The sequence below is a fragment of the Demequina sp. genome (assembly GCF_024642165.1).
Taxonomy (GTDB): Bacteria; Actinomycetota; Actinomycetes; order Actinomycetales; family Demequinaceae; genus Demequina.
In genome coordinates, this window is the sequence record NZ_JAHEBP010000006.1 from 19,717 (window position 1) to 40,689 (window position 20,973).

Here is a 20,973-nt window from a genome sequence, read left to right on the forward strand (position 1 = left end):
CGCACCGTGCCCGCCACCCACGCGGTCCTGATCCGCGGCATCAACGTCGGCGGACGCAACCCCGTGCCCATGGCCGCCTTGCGAACGCGACTGGAGGAGGCCGGCCTCGGTGAGGTGCGCACGTACATCCAGTCCGGCAATGTGCTGGCCGACGGCGCGGGACGCTCGACGTCCGAGGTGGGGGACACGGTGGTCGGCGTGCTCGCGGAGGCGTTCGGCGTCGACACCGTGGTGGTCACGGTCGACGCCCACGCGCTGAGATCTGCCGTGGACGATGCTCCGGACGGCTTCGGCTCTGAGCCGGCGGTGTACCACTACGACGCGGCGTTCCTGCGGCCGGGCGTGGATGCCGGCGACGCCGCGGCGGCGTTCGGAATCCGGGACGGCGTCGACACCGTCTGGGCGGGCGAGTCCGTGGTGTACTTCCGCCGCCTCAGCGCGCAGCGGACCCGCAGTCGCATGTCGACCGTCATGGCGTCGCCCGTCTACCAGGACATGACCATCCGCAACTGGCGCACCACCACCACGCTCGTCGGGATGCTCGACCACGACTGACGGACCGCCGGGCCCGCGCATCGTCCGGCCGCGCCGCTACCGCCGGGTGACGCCGAACGCGTCGCACGCGGCCAACGTGCCCCGCTCATAGCCGACGATGAAGGCCTCTCGGCGCTGCTCCGACGTGCCGTGTGTGAAGGAGTGAGGGTTGACCTCGCCCTGGACGGCCTCCTGGATCCGATCGTCGCCCACGGATTCCGCGGCGGACACAGCGTCCGCGACATCCTGGTCCGTGAGCGGCTGCAGGAACGGCGTCCCCGACTCGTCGGGCACGGTCGCCGCGTGGCCGGCCCACACACCCGCCAGGCAGTCCGCCATGAGCTCGACCTTCACCGAGTCGGAGTCCGCCCCGGAAGCGGTGCGATCGGCGACGTCGAAGACGCCGATGAGGTTCTCGATGTGGTGTCCGTACTCGTGCGCCATCACGTACATCTGTGCGAGCGGCCCGCCCGAGGAGCCGAACTGCTGCTCGAGCACGTCGAAGAACGCCACGTCGAGATAGATGGTCGAATCGGGCGGGCAGTAGAACGGGCCCGTCGAGGACGAGGCCGTGCCGCAGCCCGACTGCGCCGAGCCGTCGAAGAGGGTGATGCCCGGGTAGTCGAAGGCGAACCCGGCGGCGGGCAGTGCGTCGACCCAGTAGGCGTCGAGGGAGTTGACCGCGCCCACCATCCGGCAGTCGGTGTACTGGTTCGCGTCCGCCCCGGTCTGGCAGCGCTCGTCGAGGTCGCCCTGGGACGTCTGATCCACCGGTGCCACGCCGCTGCCGCCCATGAGGCCGCCCAGGTCATTCGGATTGCCGCCGAGGAACATGTAGAGGAGGACGATGGCAAGGCCGCCTATGCCGCCACCGATCGCGATGCCGCCGGTGGCCCCACGGCGCCCGGAGCGCACGCGGCCCGGGTCCAGCCGCGATCCCTCGTTGAACGCCATCGACACCTCCCCCTCGGTGGCCTCAGGCTAGCGCGCCCCAGACTCGGAGTCGGGAGGCGTGGCGTCGCGGACGGGCGGCTCCCCGAGGCGGGCGGCCGGGGAGCCCTCGCCCTCGACAGCGCCCACGGGTTCCGGCACGTGCGCCCCGCGCCCCGATTCAGCGATGCCGCGCGCGTGCAGCGCCTGGCCCAGCTGGAGGGCGAATCCGACGGTGCGGGACGCCGAGGGGATCAGGATGGCCCTCACGCTGCGGTCCAGGCCGCGCGCCCGGGCCGCGACCCTCGCCTCGACCAGGATGCGAGCGGCCTCCGGGATCGCCCGCAGGGTGAGCGCCACCATGACGCCGATGGTCTCCGGGGGCAGGATCCATCGCAAGGGTCTCGCGAGAGCGGTGACGAAGTCGAGCATCTCGCCCATGGAGGTCGAGCAGCTCACCGCGAGCGCCAACGCGGCGATCGAGATCAGGTCGCCCGCGAGGTCGAGGGCGCGGATGTACTCGCCGCGCCACACCTGGAAGACGGTGGTGAGCGCGGCGATCAGGACGATGAAGCCCATCCCCCTGAGCGTCGCCTTCGCGGGCGGCAGCGTGGAGGCGAGGAGCAGCAGGCAGGCGAGGGTGATGCCGATGCTGGTGACCGGGTCCGAGACCACGAGGCACGTGATGGACATGCCCAGCAGCAGCAGCATCTTGAACCACGCCGGCGCCCGGTGGAGGGGCGTGTTCCGCGGCCGGTAGAGGCCCAGCAGCGAGATCAAGCGTTCGCCCCCTGGCTGGCGCGACCGAACATGAGGTCGCGATAGACCTGGACGGCCTCCTTGGGCGAGCCGTCGTAGACGACCCGGCCGAGGTCGATCACGAGAGTGCGCTGCGCCTTCGCCGCGGAGTCGAGGTCGTGGGTGACCTCGATGACCTGGAGCGGCAGCGAGCGCAGCAGCGCGCCCACATGCGCGCGCCAGCGCAGGTCGAGCAGCGTGGTGGGCTCGTCGGCCACCACGATGGACGGGGTGCAGGCCAGCACGCCCGCGAGGGCGAGCAGCTGGCGCTGGCCGCCCGACAAGGCGTTGACGGAGACGTCCGCCTTGGTGGCGAGCCCGATCTCCTTCAGCGCGGACATCGCCGCGTCGTCACGTTCCTTGCGGTTCTTGATGACGCGTCGCAGGGACAGCGCCACGTCCTCGACCCCGGTGGGCATGATCAGCTGCGCCGAGGGATCGGTGAAGAGATAGCCCACCCTGCGACGCACCTGCGCGCCGTGCTTGGCGGTGTCGAGGCCGTCGACCTCGACGGATCCGCTGACCGGCAGCACCAGGCCGTTGATGAGGCGCGCAAGCGTCGACTTCCCCGAGCCGTTGGCGCCGATGATGCTGATGCGATCCTCGGCCAGCGTCAGGGTGGTCGGCTCGAGGATCGGCACTCCGGAATCGGGCGCGACGACGGCCGCTTCCTTGAACTCGATCATGCGTCAAGGTTAAGCGGTGGCGGCGGCCTGTTCGTCCTCGGGCGCGTCGGAGGCGGCCTGCGCACGGGTGCGGGTGGTGCCTAGCAGGCCCGGGTAGGCGCGGTGGATGGTGGCCGCGACGATGCCTGCGAGGACCACCTTCACGATGTCGCCGGGGATGAAGGGCACCACGCCCACGGTGACGGCGGAGACGCAGTCCGGGTCGGTGAGCCCTGTGCACCCGACGGGCATGATCGGCATGCCGGTGCGCCACGCCAGCCACGGCACGCCGAAGGCGTAGACCACCGGGATCGACACGAGCCCGGCGGCGATGAGCGCACCGGCGGCGACGCCGCGCCGCGCCAGCACGCCGCGGTGGGCCAGGGCCTGGGCGATGAAGCCGAGCACGACCGCGGCGGCGACGAAGCCGATGAGGTAGCCGCCCGTCGGGCCCGTCAGGACCGCGAGGCCAGCGGCGCCGTTGGCGAAGATGGGTGCGCCGGCGAGGCCGAGCACCAGGTACAGGGAGACGGCGGCGAGCGCGCGCCACGGGCCCAGCACCAGGCCGGTCAGCACGATCGCGAAGGTCTGCAGCGTGATCGGCACGCCGCCGATCAGCGCGATCTCGGGCACGAGCGTCGACGCGGCGATGAGGCCTGCGAAGACGGCGACGAGTGCGATGGACTGGGCGGTGAAGCCGCGGTTCTTTGCCATGGGGACCCCCTGGGATAATGGACGCGGTCACCCTATCCGCGCCCCGCGTCCCCGGGGTCGGGTTCCACCCCGGGTGCAGAAACGTTGTGGGGACGCCACAAGAACCGCCGTACCGGCAGCAGGGAGACCGTGTGATCATCGCCAAGGATCTGGAGATCCGGATCGGCGCCCGCGTGCTCCTGCAACCCGCCACCTTCCAGATCGGACCCGGCGACCGCATCGGCCTGGTGGGGCGAAACGGCGCCGGCAAGACCACGATGACGCGCATCCTCGCGGGCGAGGCGCAGCCCACGGGAGGCTCCGTCACGCACCGGGGGCGCATCGGGTACCTCCCGCAGGATCCCCGCTCCGGCGACCTCGAACAGCCCGCGCTGGACCGGATCCTCGCGGTGCGAGACCTCGCCGGGCTCATGTCGAAGATGCGCGCCGCCGAGGAGGCGATGGCGGGCGACGACGAGCGCGCCCGGGACAAGGCCATGGACCAGTACCCTGGCATCGAGGAGCGCTTCCGGGCGGCGGGCGGCTACGCGGCCGAATCCGAGGCGCATCGCATCGCGGCCAACCTGGGCCTCGACCAGCGCGTGCTCGGCCAGCCCATCGGGACGCTGTCCGGCGGTCAGCGTCGCCGAGTCGAACTCGCGCGCATCCTGTTCTCCGATGCGGAGACCCTGCTGCTCGACGAGCCCACCAACCACCTCGACGCGGACTCCATCGTGTGGCTGCGCGGGTTCCTGGCGTCCTTCCCCGGCGGGCTGGTGGTGATCTCCCACGACGTCGAGCTGCTGCGCGCCTCCGTCACTCGCGTGTTCCACCTCGATGCGAATCGCGGCGAGCTCGACCAGTACGCGTTGGGCTGGGACCTGTACCTCCGTCAGCGCGAGACCGACGAGAAGCGTCGGCACCGCGAGCGGGACAACGCGGAGAAGAAGGCCGCGGCGTTGCTCGCCCAGGCCGACAAGATGCGCGCGAAGGCCACCAAGGCGGTGGCGGCCCAGAACATGGCGAAGCGTGCGGAGAAGATGCTGGCGGGTGTCGAGGGCGAGCGGGTTCAGGACCGCGTCGCCGCGTTGCGGTTCCCTACCCCCGCGGCCTGCGGGAAGACGCCGCTCCGGGCGGCCGAGCTGTCGAAGTCGTACGGCTCGCTCGAAATCTTCACGGACGTCGAGCTGGCCATCGACCGCGGGTCTCGGGTGGTGGTGCTGGGGCTCAACGGCGCGGGCAAGACCACGCTGCTGCGCCTGCTCAGCGGCGTCGAGGACCCGGACACCGGCGAGGTCCAGTCGGGTCACGGACTCAAGCTCGGCTACTACGCCCAGGAGCACGACACGCTCGACCTGAGCGCGACCGTCTTGGAGAACCTCCGTCACGCCGCCCCCGACCTCACCGATACCGAGGTGCGTAACGTGCTCGGATCCTTCCTGTTCCAGGGGGACGATGCGCTCAAGCCCGCTGGTGTCCTGTCGGGTGGTGAGAAGACGCGGTTGGCGCTCGCGACGCTGGTGGTGAGTCAGGCGAACGTGCTGCTGCTCGACGAGCCCACGAACAACCTCGACCCGGCGTCTCGCGCCGAGATCCTGCGGGCGCTGCGCACCTATGAGGGCGCGGTGGTGCTGGTGACGCACGACGAGGGCGCCGTCGACGCGCTCGAGCCCGAGCGCGTCCTGCTGCTGCCCGACGCGGTCGAGGATCTCTGGAACGACACCTACCGGGAGCTCGTCGAACTCGCCTGAGGACGTTCGTGGGGGCTAGAGCGCGTCCTCGATCTCCTCGTCGCTGAGGCCGCCCCGGCCGGCGCGCCGGGCCCGGGGCGGGCGCGGCGCGGGAGCCCGCGGCGCATCGTCCCGGGGCGCTCCGGTGAACTCCCACTCGCGTCGCGCGAGCAGCACCCCAGCGACGGGCGCGATCACGGCGAGTGCGAACCACTGCCACGTGTATGCCAGGTGCGGGCCCAGGCTCAGCGTCGGCAGCGGCACCTGGGCGCCGAACGCGTCGACGCAGCCGTCCTGCGCGCACGCCTCGCGGAGGGCGCCGTAACCGTCGACCGCCGGATGGGCGGGTGCAGGCATCTGTGCGGGGGTGATACGCGTGGCGCCGTCGTCGCGGCGCCCGTCATCCGGCTCCACCCGACGCAGGACCGCCGTCACCGTGACGTCGCCGACGGGCCACTCGGGCGTCGCCAGGTCCTCCTCCGGACCCGGAACCCGGACCCAGCCGATGTTGAGGAGCAGGGAACGGCCGTCGTCGGTGTCGAACCAGACCAGCTGTTGATAAGCGCGCTCGCGGTCGACGGGCCGGTTCCGTAGCAGCGTCAGCGACGTCTCGTCGAAGCGACCTTTCGCCGTCACCGTGCGCCACTCGGCGTCGCCCACCGCTTGGCCCGGCGCCACGACCTCCGCGAGCGAGGTGGGGGCGAGATCCGCGTTGGCCTCGTAGAGCGCGATGGCCGCCGCCCTCGTCTCGTGCCGGTCGAGCTGCCAGAGGCCGGCCCTCACCGCCACGGCGGACACCGCGAGCGCGAGCAGGACCACTCCGACCACGCGTGCGATGCGCGCTGCGCGCGAGGGGAGTGCCACCCGCACGATGCTAGTAGGCGCGCTTCCGGCGGCGAGCCGCGACCTCCGCTACCGTGGCGTCCATGACCCGTCATGTGCTTGTCACCGGCGCGGCGCGCGGAATCGGCCGTGCCATCGCCGAGGCCTTCGTCGCCGAGGGCGACACCGTGTCCACGATCTATCGCGGAGGAGACCTGCCCGAGGGCGTCACCGGCGCGGTCGCGGACATCACCGACACCGCGGCCGTCAACGCCGCGTTCGACGAGCTCGAGGCTCAGCACGGTCGCGTGCGCGTGCTGGTCGCCAATGCCGGCATCACCCGGGACGGGCTGCTGATGCGCATGACCGACGAGGACTTCGCCGACGTGATCGACGTCAACCTCACCGGCACGTTCCGCTGCGTGCGCCGCGCCGTCAACTCGATGATGCGCGAACGCTTCGGACGCATCGTCCTCATCGGCTCGGTGGTGGGGCTCATGGGCAACCCCGGTCAGGTGAACTACTCGTCCTCGAAGTCGGCTCTGGTGGGGATGGCGCGTTCCGTCACCCGCGAGGTCGGCTCGCGCGGCATCACCGCGAACGTCATCGCGCCCGGGTTCATCACCACGGACATGACCGCCGAGCTCGGCGAAGACGTCGTCAAGCAGTACGAGTCCACCATCCCCGCCAAGCGGTTCGGCGCCACGGCCGAGGTCGCGGCCGCGGCCGTCTACCTCGGCTCGGACGCCGCCGGCTACGTGTCGGGCGCCGTGCTGCCGGTCGACGGCGGACTCGGCATGGGTCACTGACCCCGCCACCGCATCGTCCACATCCCCCGTCGACCCCCGAACCCAGGAGCAGCAATGGGCATTCTCGAAGGCAAGAACATCCTCGTCACCGGCGTCCTCACCGAGGGCTCGATCGCGTTCGAGGTGGCGCGACTGTGCCAGGAGCAGGGCGCGACCGTGATCCTCACCGGGCTCGGGCGCACCTTCAAGATCACGCAGTCGATGGGCCGCCGGCTCCCCGCGCCGGCCGAGGTGGTCGAGCTGGACGTGACCGACCCCGAGCACCTCGCCGCGCTGCCCGACGCGGTCCGCCAGCACGTGCCGCACCTGGACGGCGTGGTGCACTCGATCGGCTTCGCCCCGCAGTCGGTCATGGGCGGCAACTTCATGGCCGCTGAATGGGACGACGTCGCCACCGCGGTGCACATCTCGGCCTACTCGCTCAAGGCTCTCGCCCAGGCGACGGCCCCGTTGCTCACCCACGGCGGCTCGATCGTGGGCCTGACGTTCGACGGGCGTTTCGCCTGGCCGGTGTACGACTGGATGGGCGTGGCGAAGGCGGCCTTCGAGGCGGTCAACCGCTACGTCGCGCGCGACCTGGGCCCGCAGGGAATCCGCTGCAACGTGATCTCCGCCGGCCCCATCAAGACCACCGCGGCGCGGCACATCCCCGGCTTCGACCAGATGGAGAGCAAGTGGTCCGAGCGGGCGCCGCTGGGCTGGGACTCGGACGCCACCGAGCCGACGGCGCGTGCGGTGACGGCCCTGCTCAGCGACTGGTTCCCGGCCACCACAGGCGAGATGATCCACGTCGACGGTGGCGTGCACGCCATGGGACAATAACCGCGTGCCTACCCTCATCCTGGCCCGTCACGCGAAGGCCGAGGCCCCGGCGGTCGGTCTGGACGACATGGCCCGCTCGCTCGCGCTCATCGGCCGCAAGGCCTCCACGCTGCTCGGCAGGGTGATCGCCGACGCCGGGCTGCAGCCGTCGCTGGCGCTCGTCTCGCCCGCCGTGCGCACGCAGCAGACCTGGAAGCTGATGTCCCCGGCTCTCGAGCCCTGCACGCTCGTCACAGTCGACGAGCTCTACGAGACCCACGTCGCCGGCCTCGAGGGCGTGGTGCGCGAACTGGCCGACGTCGACACGGTCATCATGGTGGGTCACGAGCCCACGTGGTCCGCCGCGGCCGCGCACCTTGCGGGACCCGGCTCCGAGCGCTCCGCGCTCCAGCGTGTCGCGCTCGGGCTTCCCACGGGGACGGCCGCCGTGCTCGAGTTCGACTGCCCCTGGCCCGAGATCGGGCCGCGCTGCGGCCGGCTGGTCTCCGTGCTGTCGGGCCGCGACGTCGGGGAGTGAGCCCGGCCCCCGCGCCGAGTCAAGCGCTGTGGCGCGCGCTGCTGTCGATGCAGCGCCTGGCGCGGGAGCAGGGGGTGGCGTCGCACGCGGCGCTCGATGACGGGGACACGACACTCGCGATGTTGCTGGCCCGCGACGCGGTGCTGCACGCCGATCCCGACGGCTGGCTGGGCGGCAGGGGGGATGCCGGGCTGGTGAACTCCGGCGCCCTGCTCGAGGCCGTGCTCGCGCTCGGCGACGCGGGCGACGAGGCCGCGTCGCGGGCCGCCCAGCACCAGCGCTGGTGGCTGCTGCGCCATGCCCCCCGCGACGATTGGGGCGTGCTGCATCACCTGCGCGGCTCCCAGGAGGTGTGGGCGGACTCGGTGTACATGGTGGTGCCGGCGTTGGTCGCGGCGGGCGACCTCGCGCCCGCGGACATGCAGTACCGGATGCACCGCGAGCAGCTCTGGCACGAGGCCACCGGGCTGTTTGGGCACCGGTTCGACATGGCGTCGCGCGCGTGGGTGCGTGCCGAGCCCAGCGCGTCCGGCAACGGCTGGGTCGCCGCGGGGCTGGCGCGGGCCCTGCACCACGGCGTCGCCGCGCAGGAGGTGCGGCTGCGCTGGCAGCGTGAGACGCGGGCGCTGCTCGAGGCGTGCACGGCCCATGAGCGCCCGGACGGGCGATTCCACGACGTCCTCGACGATCCGGCGACGTTCGTCGACGGCTGCGCCGGGCTGATGTTCGCCTATGCCGCGTTCACCGGCGTCGCGGATGGTTGGCTGCCGGCAGACTACGCCGACCGCGCACGGCGCTGGACGGATGCGGCGCTCGCCCGCGTCGACGGGTCCGGCCTGGTGAGGGAGGTGTGCGGTGCCCCCGAGTTCGACCGGCAGGGCACCAGCGCCGAGGCGCAGGCCTTCGCGATCATGGCACTCGCCGCTCGGCGGCGCCTGGCCTGACGCGCTCGTCGCCGGACGTCAGGAGCGCGCGCGGATGATGTCGAGCGCGGCGTCCAGCCGCGGCGCGTTGAGCGCCACGTCTGCCTGGGCCTGGACCACCGGCTTCGCGTTGAAGGCGATGCCCAGACCGGCCGTCGCCATCATGTCCAGGTCGTTGGCGCCGTCGCCGATCGCCACCGCATCCTCGAGCGGGCAGCCCACCTCCCCGGCGAAGGCGCGCAGGGTGGCGGCCTTCGCCGCGCGATCGATGATGGGCCCCACGGTGCGGCCCGTGAGCCGGCAGTCGGCAACCTCGAGCGCGTTGGCCCGGTAGCGGGTGATGCCGAGTCGCTTCGCGAGCGGACCCACCACCTCGATGAAGCCTCCGGATACGAGGCCCACCTCCCAGCCCTCGGCCTGCAGGGTGTGGACCAGCTCCTCCGCGCCGGGCGTCAGCTCGACCTCGGCGAGGACCTCGGCGAACACGGTGTCGTGGACCCCGGCGAGGGTAGCGACACGCTCGTTGAGGGACTCCGAGAAGTCGAGGTCGCCGCGCATCGCGCGCTCGGTGATGTCCGCGACCAGCTCGCGGGTGCCGGCGCGCTCGGCGATGAGTTCGATGACCTCGGCGGTGATCAGGGTGGAGTCGACGTCGAGGACGCAGAGCCTCATGGGGTGACGACGGTGCCCTTGGCCACGACCGTGATGCCGGACTCCGTGACGGTGAAGCCGCGAGCGAGGTCGGCGTCGCGGTCGATGCCGACCCGAGCGCCGTCCTGCACGTGCACATTCTTGTCGAGGATCGCCCGGTGGACCTGCGCGTGCCGGTGGACCTGGACGTTGTCGAGCAGCACCGAGTCCGACACCGTCGACCACGAGTGCAGGCGGACTCCCGGTGACAGCACCGAGCCCGTCACGGTCGCGCCCGACACGATCACGCCGGGCGAGACCACCGAGTCGGCGGCGTGGCCCAGGCGGCCCTCCTCCGAGTGGATGAACTTGGCCGGGGGGTGGGTGATCAGCCCCTGGTGGAGCGGCCACTCGTCGTTGTACACGTTGAACACCGGCATGACCGCGATGAGGTCCATGTGGGCGTCGTAGTACATGTCGAGCGTTCCGACGTCGCGCCAGTATTGGCGGTCGCGGTCGGTCGAGCCGGGGACGTCGTTGCGGATGAAGTCGTACAGGCCGCAGGTGCCCTTGTTGACGAAGTAGGGGACGATGTCGCCACCCATGTCGTGCTTCGACTTCGGGTTCTCCGCGTCCGCGGTGAGCGCGGCCAGCAGCGCGTCGGCGTTGGCGACGTAGTTGCCCATCGATGCCAGGATCTCGCCGGGGCTGTCCGCCAGTCCCTCGGGGTTCTTGGGCTTCTCCAGGAACGCCCGGATGCGGTCCGGGTTGTCCGGGTCCGCGTCGATGACGCCGAACTGGTCCGCGAGCTCGATGGGCTGACGGATGCCGGCGACGGTGAACTCGGCGCCCGAGGCGATGTGATCGTCCACCATTTGCGAGAAGTCCATGCGGTAGACGTGGTCTGCGCCCACGATCACCACGATGTCGGGCTGCTCGTCCTCGATGATGTTGACGGTCTGATAGATCGCATCCGCGCTGCCCAGGTACCAGTGCGGTCCGCGGCGCTGCTGGGCCGGGACCGGCGCTACGTAGTTGCCGAGCAGCGGCGACATGCGCCACGTTCTCGCGATGTGGCGGTCGAGGGAATGCGACTTGTACTGCGTCAGCACCACGATCTGCAGATAGTGCGAATTGACCAGGTTGCTGAGCGCGAAGTCGATGAGTCGGTAGGTGCCTCCGAAGGGCACGGCCGGCTTCGCGCGAGCGGCGGTGAGGGGCATCAGGCGCTTGCCCTCACCCCCTGCAAGGACAATGGCAAGAATCTTCGGCGCTGACATATGGCCAGCATAGGGGGCATCGCCTCACGACCGCAGGCTTTCGAGCGGTCGAACCGCTAGCGTGGGAGCCATGCGCGTCGACATCCTCACCCGTGAATACCCGCCCCACGTCTATGGAGGCGCCGGAGTGCACGTCACCGAGCTCGCGGCGGTGCTGCGCGCTCACCTCGACGTGCGCGTCCGAGCGTTCGACGGTCCGCGCGATGAACCCGGGGTCACCGGGTACGAGGCGCTGGGCGGAGGAGTGGGTGACGCCTCCCTCGACGTGCTGGCGCACAACCTGCCCATGGCCAAGGATTGCGGGGGTGCCGACCTGGTGCACTCGCACACCTGGTACGCCAACATGGCGGGCCATCTCGCATCCCGCCTTCACGGGATCCCTCACGTGCTGTCCGCCCACTCGCTGGAGCCTTTGCGCCCTTGGAAGGCCGAGCAGCTGGGTGGCGGCTACCGCGTCTCGAGTTGGATCGAGAAGACCGCCTATGAGGGCGCGGACGGCATCATCGCGGTGTCGGACGGCATGCGCAAGGACGTGCTCCGGTGTTACCCCGACGTCGACCCCGACAAGGTCTACGTGGTCCACAACGGCATCGACGTCTCGTCGTGGGCGGCGCCCTCCACCGATGATCAGCGGGCGCGCGCCGCTCAGGTGGTCGCCGAGCACGGCATCGACCCTGACCGCCCGGCGATCGTGTTCGTGGGCCGGATCACGCGCCAGAAGGGACTGCCCTACTTCCTCAAGGCCGTCGAGCAGCTGCCCAAGGAGATCCAGGTGGTGCTGTGCGCCGGCGCGCCGGACACCAAGGAGATCGCCGCCGAGGTCTCCGGCGCCGTCGAGCGGCTTCAACAGGAGCGCGACGGCGTGATCTGGATCGAGAAGATGCTGCCGCGGCCCGAGCTGGTCGCCGTCCTCGACGCCTGCACCGCGTTTGTGTGCCCGTCCGTCTACGAGCCCCTCGGCATCGTCAACCTCGAGGCGATGGCCGTGGGGCTGCCCGTGGTGGCGACCGCCACCGGCGGGATCCCCGAGGTGGTCATGCACGGGGAGACCGGCACGCTCGTGCCGATCGAGCAGGTGCAGGACGGTACCGGGACGCCGCTCGACCCCGAGGGCTACGCCGCCGATCTGGCCGCCGCGCTGACGGACATGGTGTCGGACGCGGACCGTGCTCGACGCATGGGCGCGGCAGGCCGCGCGCGGGCGGCGGAGAGCTTCTCGTGGGGAGCCATCGGGGAGCGGACGCTGGGCGTCTACCGTTCCATTCTTGGATAGGCTCAGCCTTCATGACCGAGGTGCTTTCTCTTCAGGGCGTGTCCGTGCGCCGTGGCGGCCACGACATCCTCCACAACGTCTCGTGGAGCGTGTCCGACCGAGACCGCTGGGTGGTCCTGGGCCCGAACGGCGCCGGCAAGACCACCCTGATGTCGATCGTCGCCGCGCGGCTGCACCCGACTCGGGGCACCGCTACGGTGCTCGACGAGACCATCGGCGAGGCCGACGTGCGCGAGCTGCGCGTCCGTGTAGGGCTCTCGAGCGCGGCGCTCGCGGACCGTATCCCGCCTCACGAGAAGGTCAGGAACGTCGTGATGACGGCCGCCCACGGCGTGACCGGGCGCTGGAACGAGGACTACGAGGGTCTCGACGAAGAGCGCGCGGACGCACTGCTCGAGGCCTTCGGGATGTCCGGCTTCGCGGACCGGGAGTTCCGCACGCTGAGCGAGGGAGAGCGCAAGCGGGTCCAGGTGGCGCGCGCGCTCATGCCGGATCCCGAACTGCTGCTTCTCGACGAGCCGGCGGCGGGCCTCGATCTGGGCGGTCGCGAGGAACTGCTGAGCGCCTTGACCGAGCTCGCCGGCGACAACCGGTCCCCGGCGATCGTCATGGTCACGCACCACGTCGAGGAGATCCCGGTGGGATTCACTCATGTGCTGCTCATGCGAGACGGCGGGATCGTCGCCGCCGGCGAGATCGGATCGACCCTCACCGCGGAGGCGCTTTCGGACACCTACGGGATGCCCGTGACGCTGACCGCCGACGCCGGGCGCTTCTCCGCGCGTCGGGCCTCGTAATCCGCGATTCACCCCGGGGGATGAGGGGCATCGTCCGTGGGGACGATGTGCCTGCTTCGTGCCCCTGATAGCGTGCCAATGAAGGAGGGACGCCATGCAGTTCCTAGGGTGGTTCATCGGCGCGATGGTGCTCGGCATTGCCGAGGTCTTCACGCTCGATCTGACGTTCGCGATGTTGGCGGCCGGCGCTCTCGCCGGCGGCGTCGCCGCGCTGCTCGGCGCGCCCTGGTGGCTCGCCGTCATCGTCTTCTGCGCGGTGTCCGCGACCATGCTGCTCGGCCTGCGGCCGTTCCTGCTGCGCCGCATGCGTGCGCACGGCCCGCTGATCGAGACCAACACCGCCGCGCTTGTGGGCCGCTCGGCGCGCAGCCTCGACGAGGTGACCGAGACGGCCGGTCGCGTCAAGCTCAACGGCGAAGTATGGACGGCGCGAACCGAGGACGATGCCCCGCCCATCCGCGAGGGCATCGACGTGACGGTCGTCAGAATCAAAGGCGCGACGGCCATCGTCGCCCCAGAGGAGGAGTGATGGACACCAACGACATCGTTCAGATCGTGGTGTGGGTCGCAGTCGCGGTCCTCGTGATCTTCGTCATCAGCGCGATCGCGCGGGCGATCGTGGTGGTGAATCAGACCCAGGCCTACCTTGTCGAGCGCCTCGGTCGCTACGCGCGCACGATGGACGCCGGCCTACATCTGCTGGTGCCGTTCATCGACAAGGTGCGCGCCAAGGTCGACCTGCGCGAGATGGTCTATTCGTTCCCGCCCCAGTCCGTGATCACGTCCGACAACCTCGTGGTCGACATCGACTCGGTCATCTACTTCCAGGTCACGGACCCCAAGGCCGCGGTCTACGAGATCGCGAACTACATCACGGGCGTCGAGCAGCTCACCACCACCACCCTGCGCAACATCGTGGGCACCATGGACCTCGAGCAGACCCTGACCAGCCGCGACCAGATCAACGGCCAGCTGCGCGGAGTGCTCGACGACGCCACCGGCAAGTGGGGCATCCGCGTCAACCGTGTCGAGCTGAAGGCCATCGAGCCGCCCATGTCGATCAAGGACTCGATGGAGAAGCAGATGCGCGCCGAGCGCGACCGCCGCGCCGCGATCCTCACCGCGGAGGGGGTCAAGCAGTCGAAGATCCTCACTGCCGAAGGTGAGAAGCAGTCCGCGATCCTCACGGCCGAGGGCGAGGCGCAGTCGAAGATCCTGCGTGCCGAGGGTGAGGCTCGGGCCATCCTCCAGGTGTTCGACGCCATCCACGAGGGCGACGCGGACAGCAAGTTGCTCGCCTACCAGTACCTACAGGTGCTGCCCGAGATCGCGAAGAACGAGTCGAACAAGGTGTGGTTCGTGCCCACCGAGTTCACGGGCGCGCTCAAGGCGATCTCCGCTGGCTTCGGCATGGACGAGTCTCCCGAACCGCTCGAACGGGACCCCGAGCGTGCGAAGTCGCGTGCGTCGAGGATCACCTCGGCGCTCGCCGACCCGCGCGCCGCGCTCGAGGAGGCGCGTCGCCAGGCTGGCGAGTTCGCAGCGGAGGCGGAGTCCGCAGGCAGCCGGTCGGGCAAGCCGTTCGACCCGGACGCGGAGAAGGGCCAATAGCGGCACACTCGCAGGCGCGGACGACGGGCCCCGGAGATCTCTCCGGGGCCCTCGTCATCCCCGCCGCGGGTGACGGATCGCCGCGGAGGGACAGTTAGACGTGGCGCGGTCGCGGCGGGCGGTGCTGACGCTCGCGGACCAGCCACACCGCGATGCCCACGAGCGCGAGCCCGGCGACCAGCATCGCGAGCCAGGTCGCGAGGGTGTCGGAGACCAGCTCCTGGATCAGCTGCGGGAGGTTGGACAGCAGGCCGATCGCTCCTGGAACGATGAGCGCCATGAGATCGCGGCGTCGGATCGCGACGGCGAGCATGGCGACGGAGAGCGCCACGGCGACGCCGAGCACCACGGCCCGCTGGTCGTCGGTCGCGGACAGCAGCATGCCGAACACGGCCAGGAATCCTCCGGCCACCAGGCCGGGAGCGGGCGGGACCAGCAGCCGCGTCGCGGCGAGCACCACCCACGCGACGCCCAGCACGGCCCACAGCACGCCCACCCAGGTCCCACCTGTGCCCTCGTCCCACGGCCGCATCGCCGCGGCCAGCACCGCAACCAACCCGGCGAGCAACGCGAGTTGGGCGAGGGCGCGACGCCGCACCGCGTAGATGGCGCCCGCGGTGACCGCGATCGCCCCGGTGACCCACAGCGCCGCCGAGTCGTCGGACACCTCCACGCCGTCGTGGACGACGGTCCAGGTGAGCCAACCCGTGAGGGCGACCGTCGCGACCAGCAGCACGGACGCGAGGCGTTGTGCGGGAGGCTGGGTGGCGCGCGCGGTGAGCGCTCCGGCGCCGGCGACGATCACGGTCAGCCCGGCGACAAGTCCGATCCTCCCGACGTCCGAGAGGTCGCTCCACGTGCGGCTGAGCAGGAAGGCGACGGCGGACACGATGAGCAGCGCGCCCAGGTAGCCCACCACCTCGCCCACGATCACGAGGGCGCGGGGCGCGCCGACGGGTTCGGCGGCGGGCGCCGACGGGGCGGCGGGCGTGGCGACGACGGCGCCGGTGGGGGACTCGGGGGCGACCTCGAAGGCGAGGTCTGCCGCGTGCTCCGACTCATAAAGGCGCAGATCGGACGCTGTGTCGGGGCTGATGAGCCCCGCCTCGACCCACTGGTCGAGCCTCGTGTCGAGCCCGTTCATGGCCGCTTCCCTTCGCCGCCATCGGCGTCACCGTCGACAACTTCAGAATACTCTCCGGGCACCGTCGTCGCGGGGTGGGACGGCGGGCCGCGGGAGCGTCGTGACCCCCGACGCTGGGATGATGGCGGCATGACCGTGATCCGAGTCGAGGACCCCGCCGACCCGAGGCTGGCCGACTACCGCGGCCTCACCGACGTCGCGCTGCGCCGCGCCCTCGAACCCGAGCGAGGGCTCTACATGGCGGAGGGCGCGAAGGTGATCGGGCGCGCGGTGGCCGCCGGGCATCGTCCTCGGTCGGTCCTCGTCAGCGAGCGCTGGCTCGACTCGGTGGCGGCGGCGGTCGACCCGGACGTCGAGGTGTACCTCGCGCCCGCTCCGCTGCTCGAGGAGGTCACCGGGTATCAGGTCCACCGCGGCGCGCTGGCGGCGATGGAGCGTCCCGGGCTGCCCTCGCTCACAGATCTGGTGCGCGATGCCCGCCGGGTGGTGGTGCTCGAGGGGATCGTCGACCACACCAACGTGGGGGCGATATTCCGGTCCGCGGCGGGAATCGGCGCGGACGCCGTGGTGGTGTCGCCCACGTGCGCGGACCCGCTGTACCGGCGGTCCGTCAAGGTCTCGATGGGCACGGTGTTCCAGGTGCCGTGGACGCGAGCGGAGTCCTGGCCGGGCGCGCTCGATCAGTTGCGCGAGCTGGGCTTCGAGGTGGCCGGGCTGGCGCTCACGGACGATGCGGTGGGCCTCGACGAGTTCGCGGCGCGCGCTGGTGAGCGGGTGGCTCTGGTGATGGGCACGGAGGGCGACGGCCTCACCCGGCAGGCCCTGGCCCATGTCGACGAGGCCGTGGTGATCCCCATGCACGGGGGAGTGGACTCGCTCAACGTGGCGGCCGCCTCGGCAGTCGCGATGTGGGCGCTGAGGCGCCGGCCGTGACCGAGATCGATCCGTGGCGCGTGCTCGCCGCGGTCGCCGTGCTCGCGGTGATCGCGATCGTCGCGCTGTGGACCGCGCGCGCCCGTGTGGGTCGCGACGCCGCGATCGCGATCCTGCGCGCCGCAGCGCAGCTGGTCGCCGTCGCCCTCGTCATCGGGTGGGTGTTCCGCACCCCGGGAGCGGCGTGGCTGTACGTGGCGGTCATGCTGGCCGCGGCGACCTGGACCTCGGTCTCCCGCATCAAGCTCGGGGCGGGTGCAACCTGGGCGATCGCTGCCGGGATCGCGGCGGGCGCCGCGGTCGCGGTCGTTCCCGTTGTGATCTCGGGCGTGCTGCCGCGAGAGGCCCAGTCGCTGCTGCCGTTCGCGGCGCAGATCCTCGGCGGATCGATGATGGCGGTGTCGCTCACCGGACTTCGCATGCGCGACGAGGCCGGTGCCTCGTGGGCCGAGGTCGAGGGCTGGCTCGCGCTGGGCGCTCGGCCGCGGCAGGCAGCCGAGCAGCTGGCGCGTACCTCTGTCGCGCGCGCCCTGGTCCCCGCGATCGACCAGACCCGCAACGCCGGCGTCGTGGTGCTGCCGGGCGCGTTCGTGGGCCTGCTGCTCGCCGGCGCATCGCCCCTCGAGGCCGCGCAGGTCCAACTGCTGGTCCTCGTGGGTCTGCTGGCGGCCGAGTCGGTCGCGGCCGTCACGGTCGCCCAGCTGCTGCGCGCCCGCGTCGGCGCGAGTCGCCCCCAGGGAGTGACGGAGCTGCCGCGGCGCCTGTCACGGGGGTGAGCGGGTCGTAGGTGGCGGTGGCGGGAGCGTCGCGTTCCAGCGACATGTGGGGTCCGTCGCTGACTTCCCCGGCGCCGGGGCGTCGTAGCGCGCCCCTGCGAGCGCCTGCGAGCGCCTGCATCGTCGACGCGAGAAGCAATGGCAGGCCCTTCTGCCGCGGAGTGGAAGCGCTGCGCCTCGATCCGCGAGACCGCCTTGCCAGTGTCGGAGGGTGGGGTCATAATCGAACATACGTTCGAACGGATGATCGGGCGTGAGGACGATGCTACGGCCGGGAGGGGGCGCGATGGAGACGGTGGAGGCGAGGCTTGCCCGGGCGCGCGCCGCGCTCGCGGGGGTCCAGTACCGCGTGGGCACCACCCGCGACCGCTGGGAGGCGCCCACCCTGCCGCTCGCGCCCGTGCTGGACCGGGTGCTGCCGCAGGGGCTGCGGCGCGGGCAGGTGGTGTCCGTCATCGGATCGACGTCGCTCATGCTCGCGCTCGCCTCCGCGGCCTCCGCGGAGGGTTCGTGGACCGCGGTGGTGGGCATGCCGTCCCTCGGGGTGGTCGCGGCCGCGCGCCGCGGTCTCGACCTGACGCGGCTCGCGCTCGTTCCACACCCCGGGGCGCAGGCCGCGGCCGCGGCGGGTGCGTGCATCGACGGCATGGACGTGGTGATCCTGGGGCCGCGGCTCGCCCTGTCGGACGCCGATCGCCGCCGCCTCGCCTCCCGGGCGCGGGAGCGAGGCACCGTGATCGTCGCGGAGGGTCCCTGGAGCGGCGCCCACGCGACCCTCACGGCGGTCGCCTCCCGCTGGCACGGGCTCGGGGCGGGGGACGGCCGGCTGCGCGGCCGCGACCTCGAGGTGCGGGTCGAGGGACGCGCCTCCGGCCCGGCGAGGCTCGTGTCCCTGAGGCTCGACGCCGAGGCGTCGGTGCGCCGGGAGGCGGGGGTTCCGGAGCCGCTCCGCGCGCTCGGGGGTGCGGCATGAGCGTCGTGACCGTGGTGCGCCGTGCCGTCCTGTGGGTGCCCGACTGGCCCGTGGTGGCGGCCATGTCGGACGCGGGCCTGGGGGACGATGCCCCGGCGGCCGTCCTGCATGGGCGCGGCCTGGTCGCGGTGTCGGCCGCCGCGCGGGCGGCGGGCGTGCGGCGGGGGAGCACGCGGCGGCTCGCCCAGCGCGCGTGCCCGGAGCTCGCGATCCTGCCGTACGACGAAGGCCGGGACTCCCGTCTGTTCGAGGCGGTGGCGGCGGCGGCCGAGCAGGTGGTCGCCGGGGTCGAGATCTCGCGCCCGGGGCTGCTCATGATCCCCGCGGACGGTGCCGCGCGCTTCCACGGTTCGGAGGAGGCGCTCGCCGAGGCGCTGGCGACCGCCGTGGCCGAGCAGGCCGGTGTCGAATGCGCCGTGGGGGCCGCGGACGGGCTGCTCGCGGCGGTGCTCGCGGCCCGCGACTCCGCGCTGGTGCCGCAGGGACAGTCCCGCCCGTATCTCGCCCCGGCACCGGTGGAGTCGCTGGGGCTGGCCGCGATGGAGCGCGCCCAGCGGGAGGAGGTCGAGAGGCTCGCGAGCGTGCTGGCGAGGCTCGGCATCGTCACGCTCGGCGACCTCGCGGCGCTGCCCTTCGCGGACGTCATCGCACGCTTCGGGCCGGTGGGGGCGTGGGCGCATCGGCTCGCGTCCGGGGAGGATCTGGCCCCGCCCGTGCTGCGGCGCAGCGAGGAGGACATCGCCGTCGAGCACGTCTTCGAGGACCCGGCGGAGCGGGTCGAGCAGCTGACCCTGGTGGCGGCGATCGCGGCGGAGCGGCTGGATCGCGCGCTGCTGGACGCCGGTGCGCGCTGCGGGCGGGTGCGGATCACCGCGCGCACGGAAAGGGGCCACGAGCTCGAGCGGGTGTGGCGCACCGATGTCGGCACGCGTGCGGGCGCCTTCGCCCGCCACATGACGGACCGCGTGCGCTGGCAGCTCGAGGGCTGGCTGTCCGGCACCGCCGGAGGGCCGGAGCCGGCGCCGCTCGTCGCGCTCGGGCTCGTCGCCGAGGACGTGGTGCCGCTCGGATCCGAGCAGGCCTATCTGTGGGGCGGGGTGTCGGGCGCGGATTCGCGCGCGCATCGTGCCCTCGAGCGCGTCCAGGGCCTGCTCGGGCTCGAGGGCGTGCTGGCGGTCGCCGAGCAGGGTGGACGCTCTCCCCGCGACAGGGCGCACCTGGCGCCCTGGGGCCAGGAGGCGCCACCCGCCCGAGCGGTCGCCCACCCATGGCCCGGGCGCATCCCGGACCCGGCCCCGGCGACGGTGCCGCCGGCGCCCCGTCCGGTGCAGGTGCTCGATGCCGGAGGGAGCCCCGTGACCATCACCCGGCGACTCGCCGTGAGCGCGTCCCCCACGTGGGTGCGGCTCGAGGCGGATCCCGCGGACGAGCGCGCCCGCGCCGCCAACAGGCACCCGTCCGCGGGGCATGTGGGTCGCATCGAGGGACCCGTGTGGGACAGGCCGCGACCGGTGGAGTCCTGGGCGGGCCCCTGGCCGGTCGCCGAGCGGTGGTGGTCCGAGGATGCGTCGCGTCGCGCCTACCTCCAGATCACCCTGCAGGACGGCGAGGGCGCATCGCTCGCGGTGCTCGTCGCCTACGGCGAGGCGCGCTGGGAGCTCGAGGCCGTCTATGACTGAGATCGCCGACTACGCCGAGCTCCACGCCCACAGCGCCTTCAGCTTCCTCGACGGCGCGAGCCAGCCCGAGGAGATGGCCGCGGAGGCGGGCAGGCTGGGCCTCAGCGCGCTCGCCCTCACCGACCACGACGGCCTCTACGGCGCGGTGCGCTTCGCCGGGGCGGCGCGCGCCGTGGGGCTGCCCACGGTGTTCGGGGCGGAGCTCAGCCTCGCCGTGGACGGCCCCGGCGGCCGGCCCGTGCTCGACCCGCCCACGGGCATCCCGGACCCTCGCGCCAGCCACCTCGTGGTGCTCGCCCGCGGCGCCGAGGGATATTCGCGGCTCAGCCACGCCATCGGCATGGCGCACCTGGCGACCGGCGAGAAGGGCCTCGCCCGCTACACGCTCGAGACGCTCGCGGACGCGGCCGCCGGGCGGCTGCTGGTCCTCACCGGCTGTCGCAAGGGGCCGGTCCGCGCCGCGCTCACGGGCATGGGGGGCGCGGGGCTCGCCGGCGGCCGCGCCGCGAGCCCTGCGGCGCTCGCCGGCGGGGTGTCCCGCGAGGGCTATGCGGCGGCGCGGGGCGAGCTCGACCGGCTCGTGGCGCTGTTCGGGCGCGAGGGTGTAGCGGTGGAGATCACCGATACGGGCTCC

Annotated in this window: 23 protein-coding genes; 15 read left to right on the forward strand and 8 right to left on the reverse strand. The window is 72.1% G+C overall.

Translation table 11 applies throughout. From position 1 onward, the window contains the following. Positions 1–6 precede the first annotated feature (6 nt). Positions 7–555: a DUF1697 domain-containing protein gene (locus Q0L54_RS01260; protein WP_296664776.1), complete on the forward strand. Its 549-nt coding sequence runs from the start codon at positions 7–9 to the stop codon at positions 553–555. Between the two features lie 36 nt (positions 556–591). Here the strand turns inward: Q0L54_RS01260 and Q0L54_RS01265 are convergent, their stop codons facing one another. From Q0L54_RS01265 to Q0L54_RS01280, 4 genes are read right to left on the reverse strand one after another with little or no spacing between them, the layout of a single operon-like run. After that, positions 592–1,488 (reverse strand): neutral zinc metallopeptidase, encoded by an 897-nt coding sequence (locus tag Q0L54_RS01265; protein WP_296664778.1) that lies wholly within the window; start codon positions 1,486–1,488, stop codon positions 592–594. Positions 1,489–1,515: 27 nt separating this feature from the next. Further along, positions 1,516–2,244, reverse strand: a complete 729-nt coding sequence (locus Q0L54_RS01270) for an energy-coupling factor transporter transmembrane protein EcfT (protein WP_296664780.1) — start codon at positions 2,242–2,244, stop codon at positions 1,516–1,518. Further along, on the reverse strand, positions 2,241–2,948 hold the full coding sequence (locus Q0L54_RS01275) for an energy-coupling factor ABC transporter ATP-binding protein (protein WP_296664782.1): 708 nt from the start codon (positions 2,946–2,948) through the stop codon (positions 2,241–2,243). The genes Q0L54_RS01270 and Q0L54_RS01275 overlap by 4 nt, the downstream gene beginning before the upstream one ends. A gap of 9 nt (positions 2,949–2,957) precedes the next feature. After that, positions 2,958–3,641: a biotin transporter BioY gene (locus tag Q0L54_RS01280; protein WP_296664784.1), complete on the reverse strand. Its 684-nt coding sequence runs from the start codon at positions 3,639–3,641 to the stop codon at positions 2,958–2,960. A gap of 131 nt (positions 3,642–3,772) precedes the next feature. On the opposite strand from Q0L54_RS01280, the gene Q0L54_RS01285 reads away from it, so the two are divergent. Continuing rightward, complete coding sequence (locus tag Q0L54_RS01285) at positions 3,773–5,371, forward strand: ABC-F family ATP-binding cassette domain-containing protein (protein WP_296664786.1); 1,599 nt, start codon at positions 3,773–3,775, stop codon at positions 5,369–5,371. 15 nt (positions 5,372–5,386) lie between these two features. Here Q0L54_RS01285 and Q0L54_RS01290 read toward each other — a convergent pair whose 3' ends face one another. After that, positions 5,387–6,214, reverse strand: coding sequence for an SURF1 family protein (locus Q0L54_RS01290; RefSeq protein ID WP_296664788.1), 828 nt, complete (start codon positions 6,212–6,214; stop codon positions 5,387–5,389). A 62-nt stretch (positions 6,215–6,276) separates the two neighbouring features. Between Q0L54_RS01290 and fabG the strand changes: the two genes are divergently transcribed. The 4 genes from fabG to Q0L54_RS01310 are packed head-to-tail and all read left to right on the forward strand — an operon-like array spanning position 6,277 to position 9,264. Continuing rightward, a complete protein-coding gene (fabG, locus tag Q0L54_RS01295; protein ID WP_296664790.1) occupies positions 6,277–6,981 on the forward strand; it encodes a 3-oxoacyl-ACP reductase FabG in 705 nt (234 codons plus the stop codon). Positions 6,982–7,035: 54 nt separating this feature from the next. Continuing rightward, a complete protein-coding gene (fabI, locus tag Q0L54_RS01300; protein ID WP_296664792.1) occupies positions 7,036–7,803 on the forward strand; it encodes an enoyl-ACP reductase FabI in 768 nt (255 codons plus the stop codon). Positions 7,804–7,807: 4 nt separating this feature from the next. Then, entirely contained in the window at positions 7,808–8,320 is a 513-nt protein-coding gene (locus tag Q0L54_RS01305) for a histidine phosphatase family protein (RefSeq protein WP_296664794.1), read from the forward strand. Beyond that, positions 8,317–9,264, forward strand: a complete 948-nt coding sequence (locus Q0L54_RS01310; protein ID WP_296664795.1) for a glycoside hydrolase family 88 protein — start codon at positions 8,317–8,319, stop codon at positions 9,262–9,264. The genes Q0L54_RS01305 and Q0L54_RS01310 overlap by 4 nt, the downstream gene beginning before the upstream one ends. 18 nt (positions 9,265–9,282) lie before the next feature. Here Q0L54_RS01310 and serB read toward each other — a convergent pair whose 3' ends face one another. Continuing rightward, positions 9,283–9,915 (reverse strand): phosphoserine phosphatase SerB, encoded by a 633-nt coding sequence (gene serB, locus Q0L54_RS01315; RefSeq protein WP_296664797.1) that lies wholly within the window; start codon positions 9,913–9,915, stop codon positions 9,283–9,285. Beyond that, the gene (gene glgC / locus Q0L54_RS01320; protein WP_296664798.1) at positions 9,912–11,153 is read right to left on the reverse strand and encodes a glucose-1-phosphate adenylyltransferase; all 1,242 of its coding nucleotides are present in this window, start codon (positions 11,151–11,153) and stop codon (positions 9,912–9,914) included. Before glgC ends, serB begins: the two co-directional genes overlap by 4 nt. A 70-nt stretch (positions 11,154–11,223) precedes the next feature. Between glgC and glgA the strand changes: the two genes are divergently transcribed. The 4 genes from glgA (at position 11,224) to Q0L54_RS01340 (ending at position 14,834) form a co-directional block, all read left to right on the forward strand. Then, positions 11,224–12,426, forward strand: coding sequence for a glycogen synthase (glgA, locus tag Q0L54_RS01325; protein ID WP_296664801.1), 1,203 nt, complete (start codon positions 11,224–11,226; stop codon positions 12,424–12,426). An 11-nt stretch (positions 12,427–12,437) separates the two neighbouring features. Further along, on the forward strand, positions 12,438–13,223 hold the full coding sequence (locus Q0L54_RS01330) for an ABC transporter ATP-binding protein (RefSeq protein ID WP_296664802.1): 786 nt from the start codon (positions 12,438–12,440) through the stop codon (positions 13,221–13,223). A gap of 94 nt (positions 13,224–13,317) precedes the next feature. Then, complete coding sequence (locus Q0L54_RS01335) at positions 13,318–13,752, forward strand: NfeD family protein (protein WP_296664804.1); 435 nt, start codon at positions 13,318–13,320, stop codon at positions 13,750–13,752. Next, positions 13,752–14,834, forward strand: a complete 1,083-nt coding sequence (locus Q0L54_RS01340; RefSeq protein ID WP_296664806.1) for an SPFH domain-containing protein — start codon at positions 13,752–13,754, stop codon at positions 14,832–14,834. Before Q0L54_RS01335 ends, Q0L54_RS01340 begins: the two co-directional genes overlap by 1 nt. A gap of 94 nt (positions 14,835–14,928) precedes the next feature. Here the strand turns inward: Q0L54_RS01340 and Q0L54_RS01345 are convergent, their stop codons facing one another. Beyond that, on the reverse strand, positions 14,929–15,978 hold the full coding sequence (locus Q0L54_RS01345; RefSeq protein WP_296664808.1) for a DUF2157 domain-containing protein: 1,050 nt from the start codon (positions 15,976–15,978) through the stop codon (positions 14,929–14,931). Between the two features lie 129 nt (positions 15,979–16,107). On the opposite strand from Q0L54_RS01345, the gene Q0L54_RS01350 reads away from it, so the two are divergent. The 5 genes from Q0L54_RS01350 to Q0L54_RS01370 form a co-directional block, all read left to right on the forward strand. After that, positions 16,108–16,911: an RNA methyltransferase gene (locus tag Q0L54_RS01350; protein ID WP_296664810.1), complete on the forward strand. Its 804-nt coding sequence runs from the start codon at positions 16,108–16,110 to the stop codon at positions 16,909–16,911. After that, a complete protein-coding gene (locus Q0L54_RS01355) occupies positions 16,908–17,687 on the forward strand; it encodes an ABC transporter permease (RefSeq protein WP_296664813.1) in 780 nt (259 codons plus the stop codon). Before Q0L54_RS01350 ends, Q0L54_RS01355 begins: the two co-directional genes overlap by 4 nt. Positions 17,688–17,973: 286 nt before the next feature. Next, complete coding sequence (locus Q0L54_RS01360; protein ID WP_296664815.1) at positions 17,974–18,660, forward strand: hypothetical protein; 687 nt, start codon at positions 17,974–17,976, stop codon at positions 18,658–18,660. Further along, positions 18,657–20,339, forward strand: coding sequence for a DNA polymerase Y family protein (locus tag Q0L54_RS01365; RefSeq protein WP_296664817.1), 1,683 nt, complete (start codon positions 18,657–18,659; stop codon positions 20,337–20,339). Before Q0L54_RS01360 ends, Q0L54_RS01365 begins: the two co-directional genes overlap by 4 nt. Next, the coding region (locus Q0L54_RS01370; RefSeq protein ID WP_296664819.1) for a PHP domain-containing protein at positions 20,332–20,973 on the forward strand (642 nt) is incomplete at its 3' end. The genes Q0L54_RS01365 and Q0L54_RS01370, both read left to right, overlap by 8 nt.

Coding starts and splice junctions, on each gene's coding strand:
- Q0L54_RS01360 (WP_296664815.1), top strand. CDS start 17,974: ATGGAGACGGTGGAGGCGAGGCTTGCCCGGGCGCGCGCCGCGCTCGCG.
- Q0L54_RS01275 (WP_296664782.1), bottom strand. CDS start 2,948: ATGATCGAGTTCAAGGAAGCGGCCGTCGTCGCGCCCGATTCCGGAGTG.
- fabG (WP_296664790.1), top strand. CDS start 6,277: ATGACCCGTCATGTGCTTGTCACCGGCGCGGCGCGCGGAATCGGCCGT.
- glgC (WP_296664798.1), bottom strand. CDS start 11,153: ATGTCAGCGCCGAAGATTCTTGCCATTGTCCTTGCAGGGGGTGAGGGC.
- serB (WP_296664797.1), bottom strand. CDS start 9,915: ATGAGGCTCTGCGTCCTCGACGTCGACTCCACCCTGATCACCGCCGAG.
- fabI (WP_296664792.1), top strand. CDS start 7,036: ATGGGCATTCTCGAAGGCAAGAACATCCTCGTCACCGGCGTCCTCACC.
- Q0L54_RS01365 (WP_296664817.1), top strand. CDS start 18,657: ATGAGCGTCGTGACCGTGGTGCGCCGTGCCGTCCTGTGGGTGCCCGAC.
- Q0L54_RS01340 (WP_296664806.1), top strand. CDS start 13,752: ATGGACACCAACGACATCGTTCAGATCGTGGTGTGGGTCGCAGTCGCG.
- Q0L54_RS01280 (WP_296664784.1), bottom strand. CDS start 3,641: ATGGCAAAGAACCGCGGCTTCACCGCCCAGTCCATCGCACTCGTCGCC.
- Q0L54_RS01330 (WP_296664802.1), top strand. CDS start 12,438: ATGACCGAGGTGCTTTCTCTTCAGGGCGTGTCCGTGCGCCGTGGCGGC.
- Q0L54_RS01350 (WP_296664810.1), top strand. CDS start 16,108: ATGACCGTGATCCGAGTCGAGGACCCCGCCGACCCGAGGCTGGCCGAC.
- Q0L54_RS01265 (WP_296664778.1), bottom strand. CDS start 1,488: ATGGCGTTCAACGAGGGATCGCGGCTGGACCCGGGCCGCGTGCGCTCC.
- glgA (WP_296664801.1), top strand. CDS start 11,224: ATGCGCGTCGACATCCTCACCCGTGAATACCCGCCCCACGTCTATGGA.
- Q0L54_RS01335 (WP_296664804.1), top strand. CDS start 13,318: ATGCAGTTCCTAGGGTGGTTCATCGGCGCGATGGTGCTCGGCATTGCC.
- Q0L54_RS01345 (WP_296664808.1), bottom strand. CDS start 15,978: ATGAACGGGCTCGACACGAGGCTCGACCAGTGGGTCGAGGCGGGGCTC.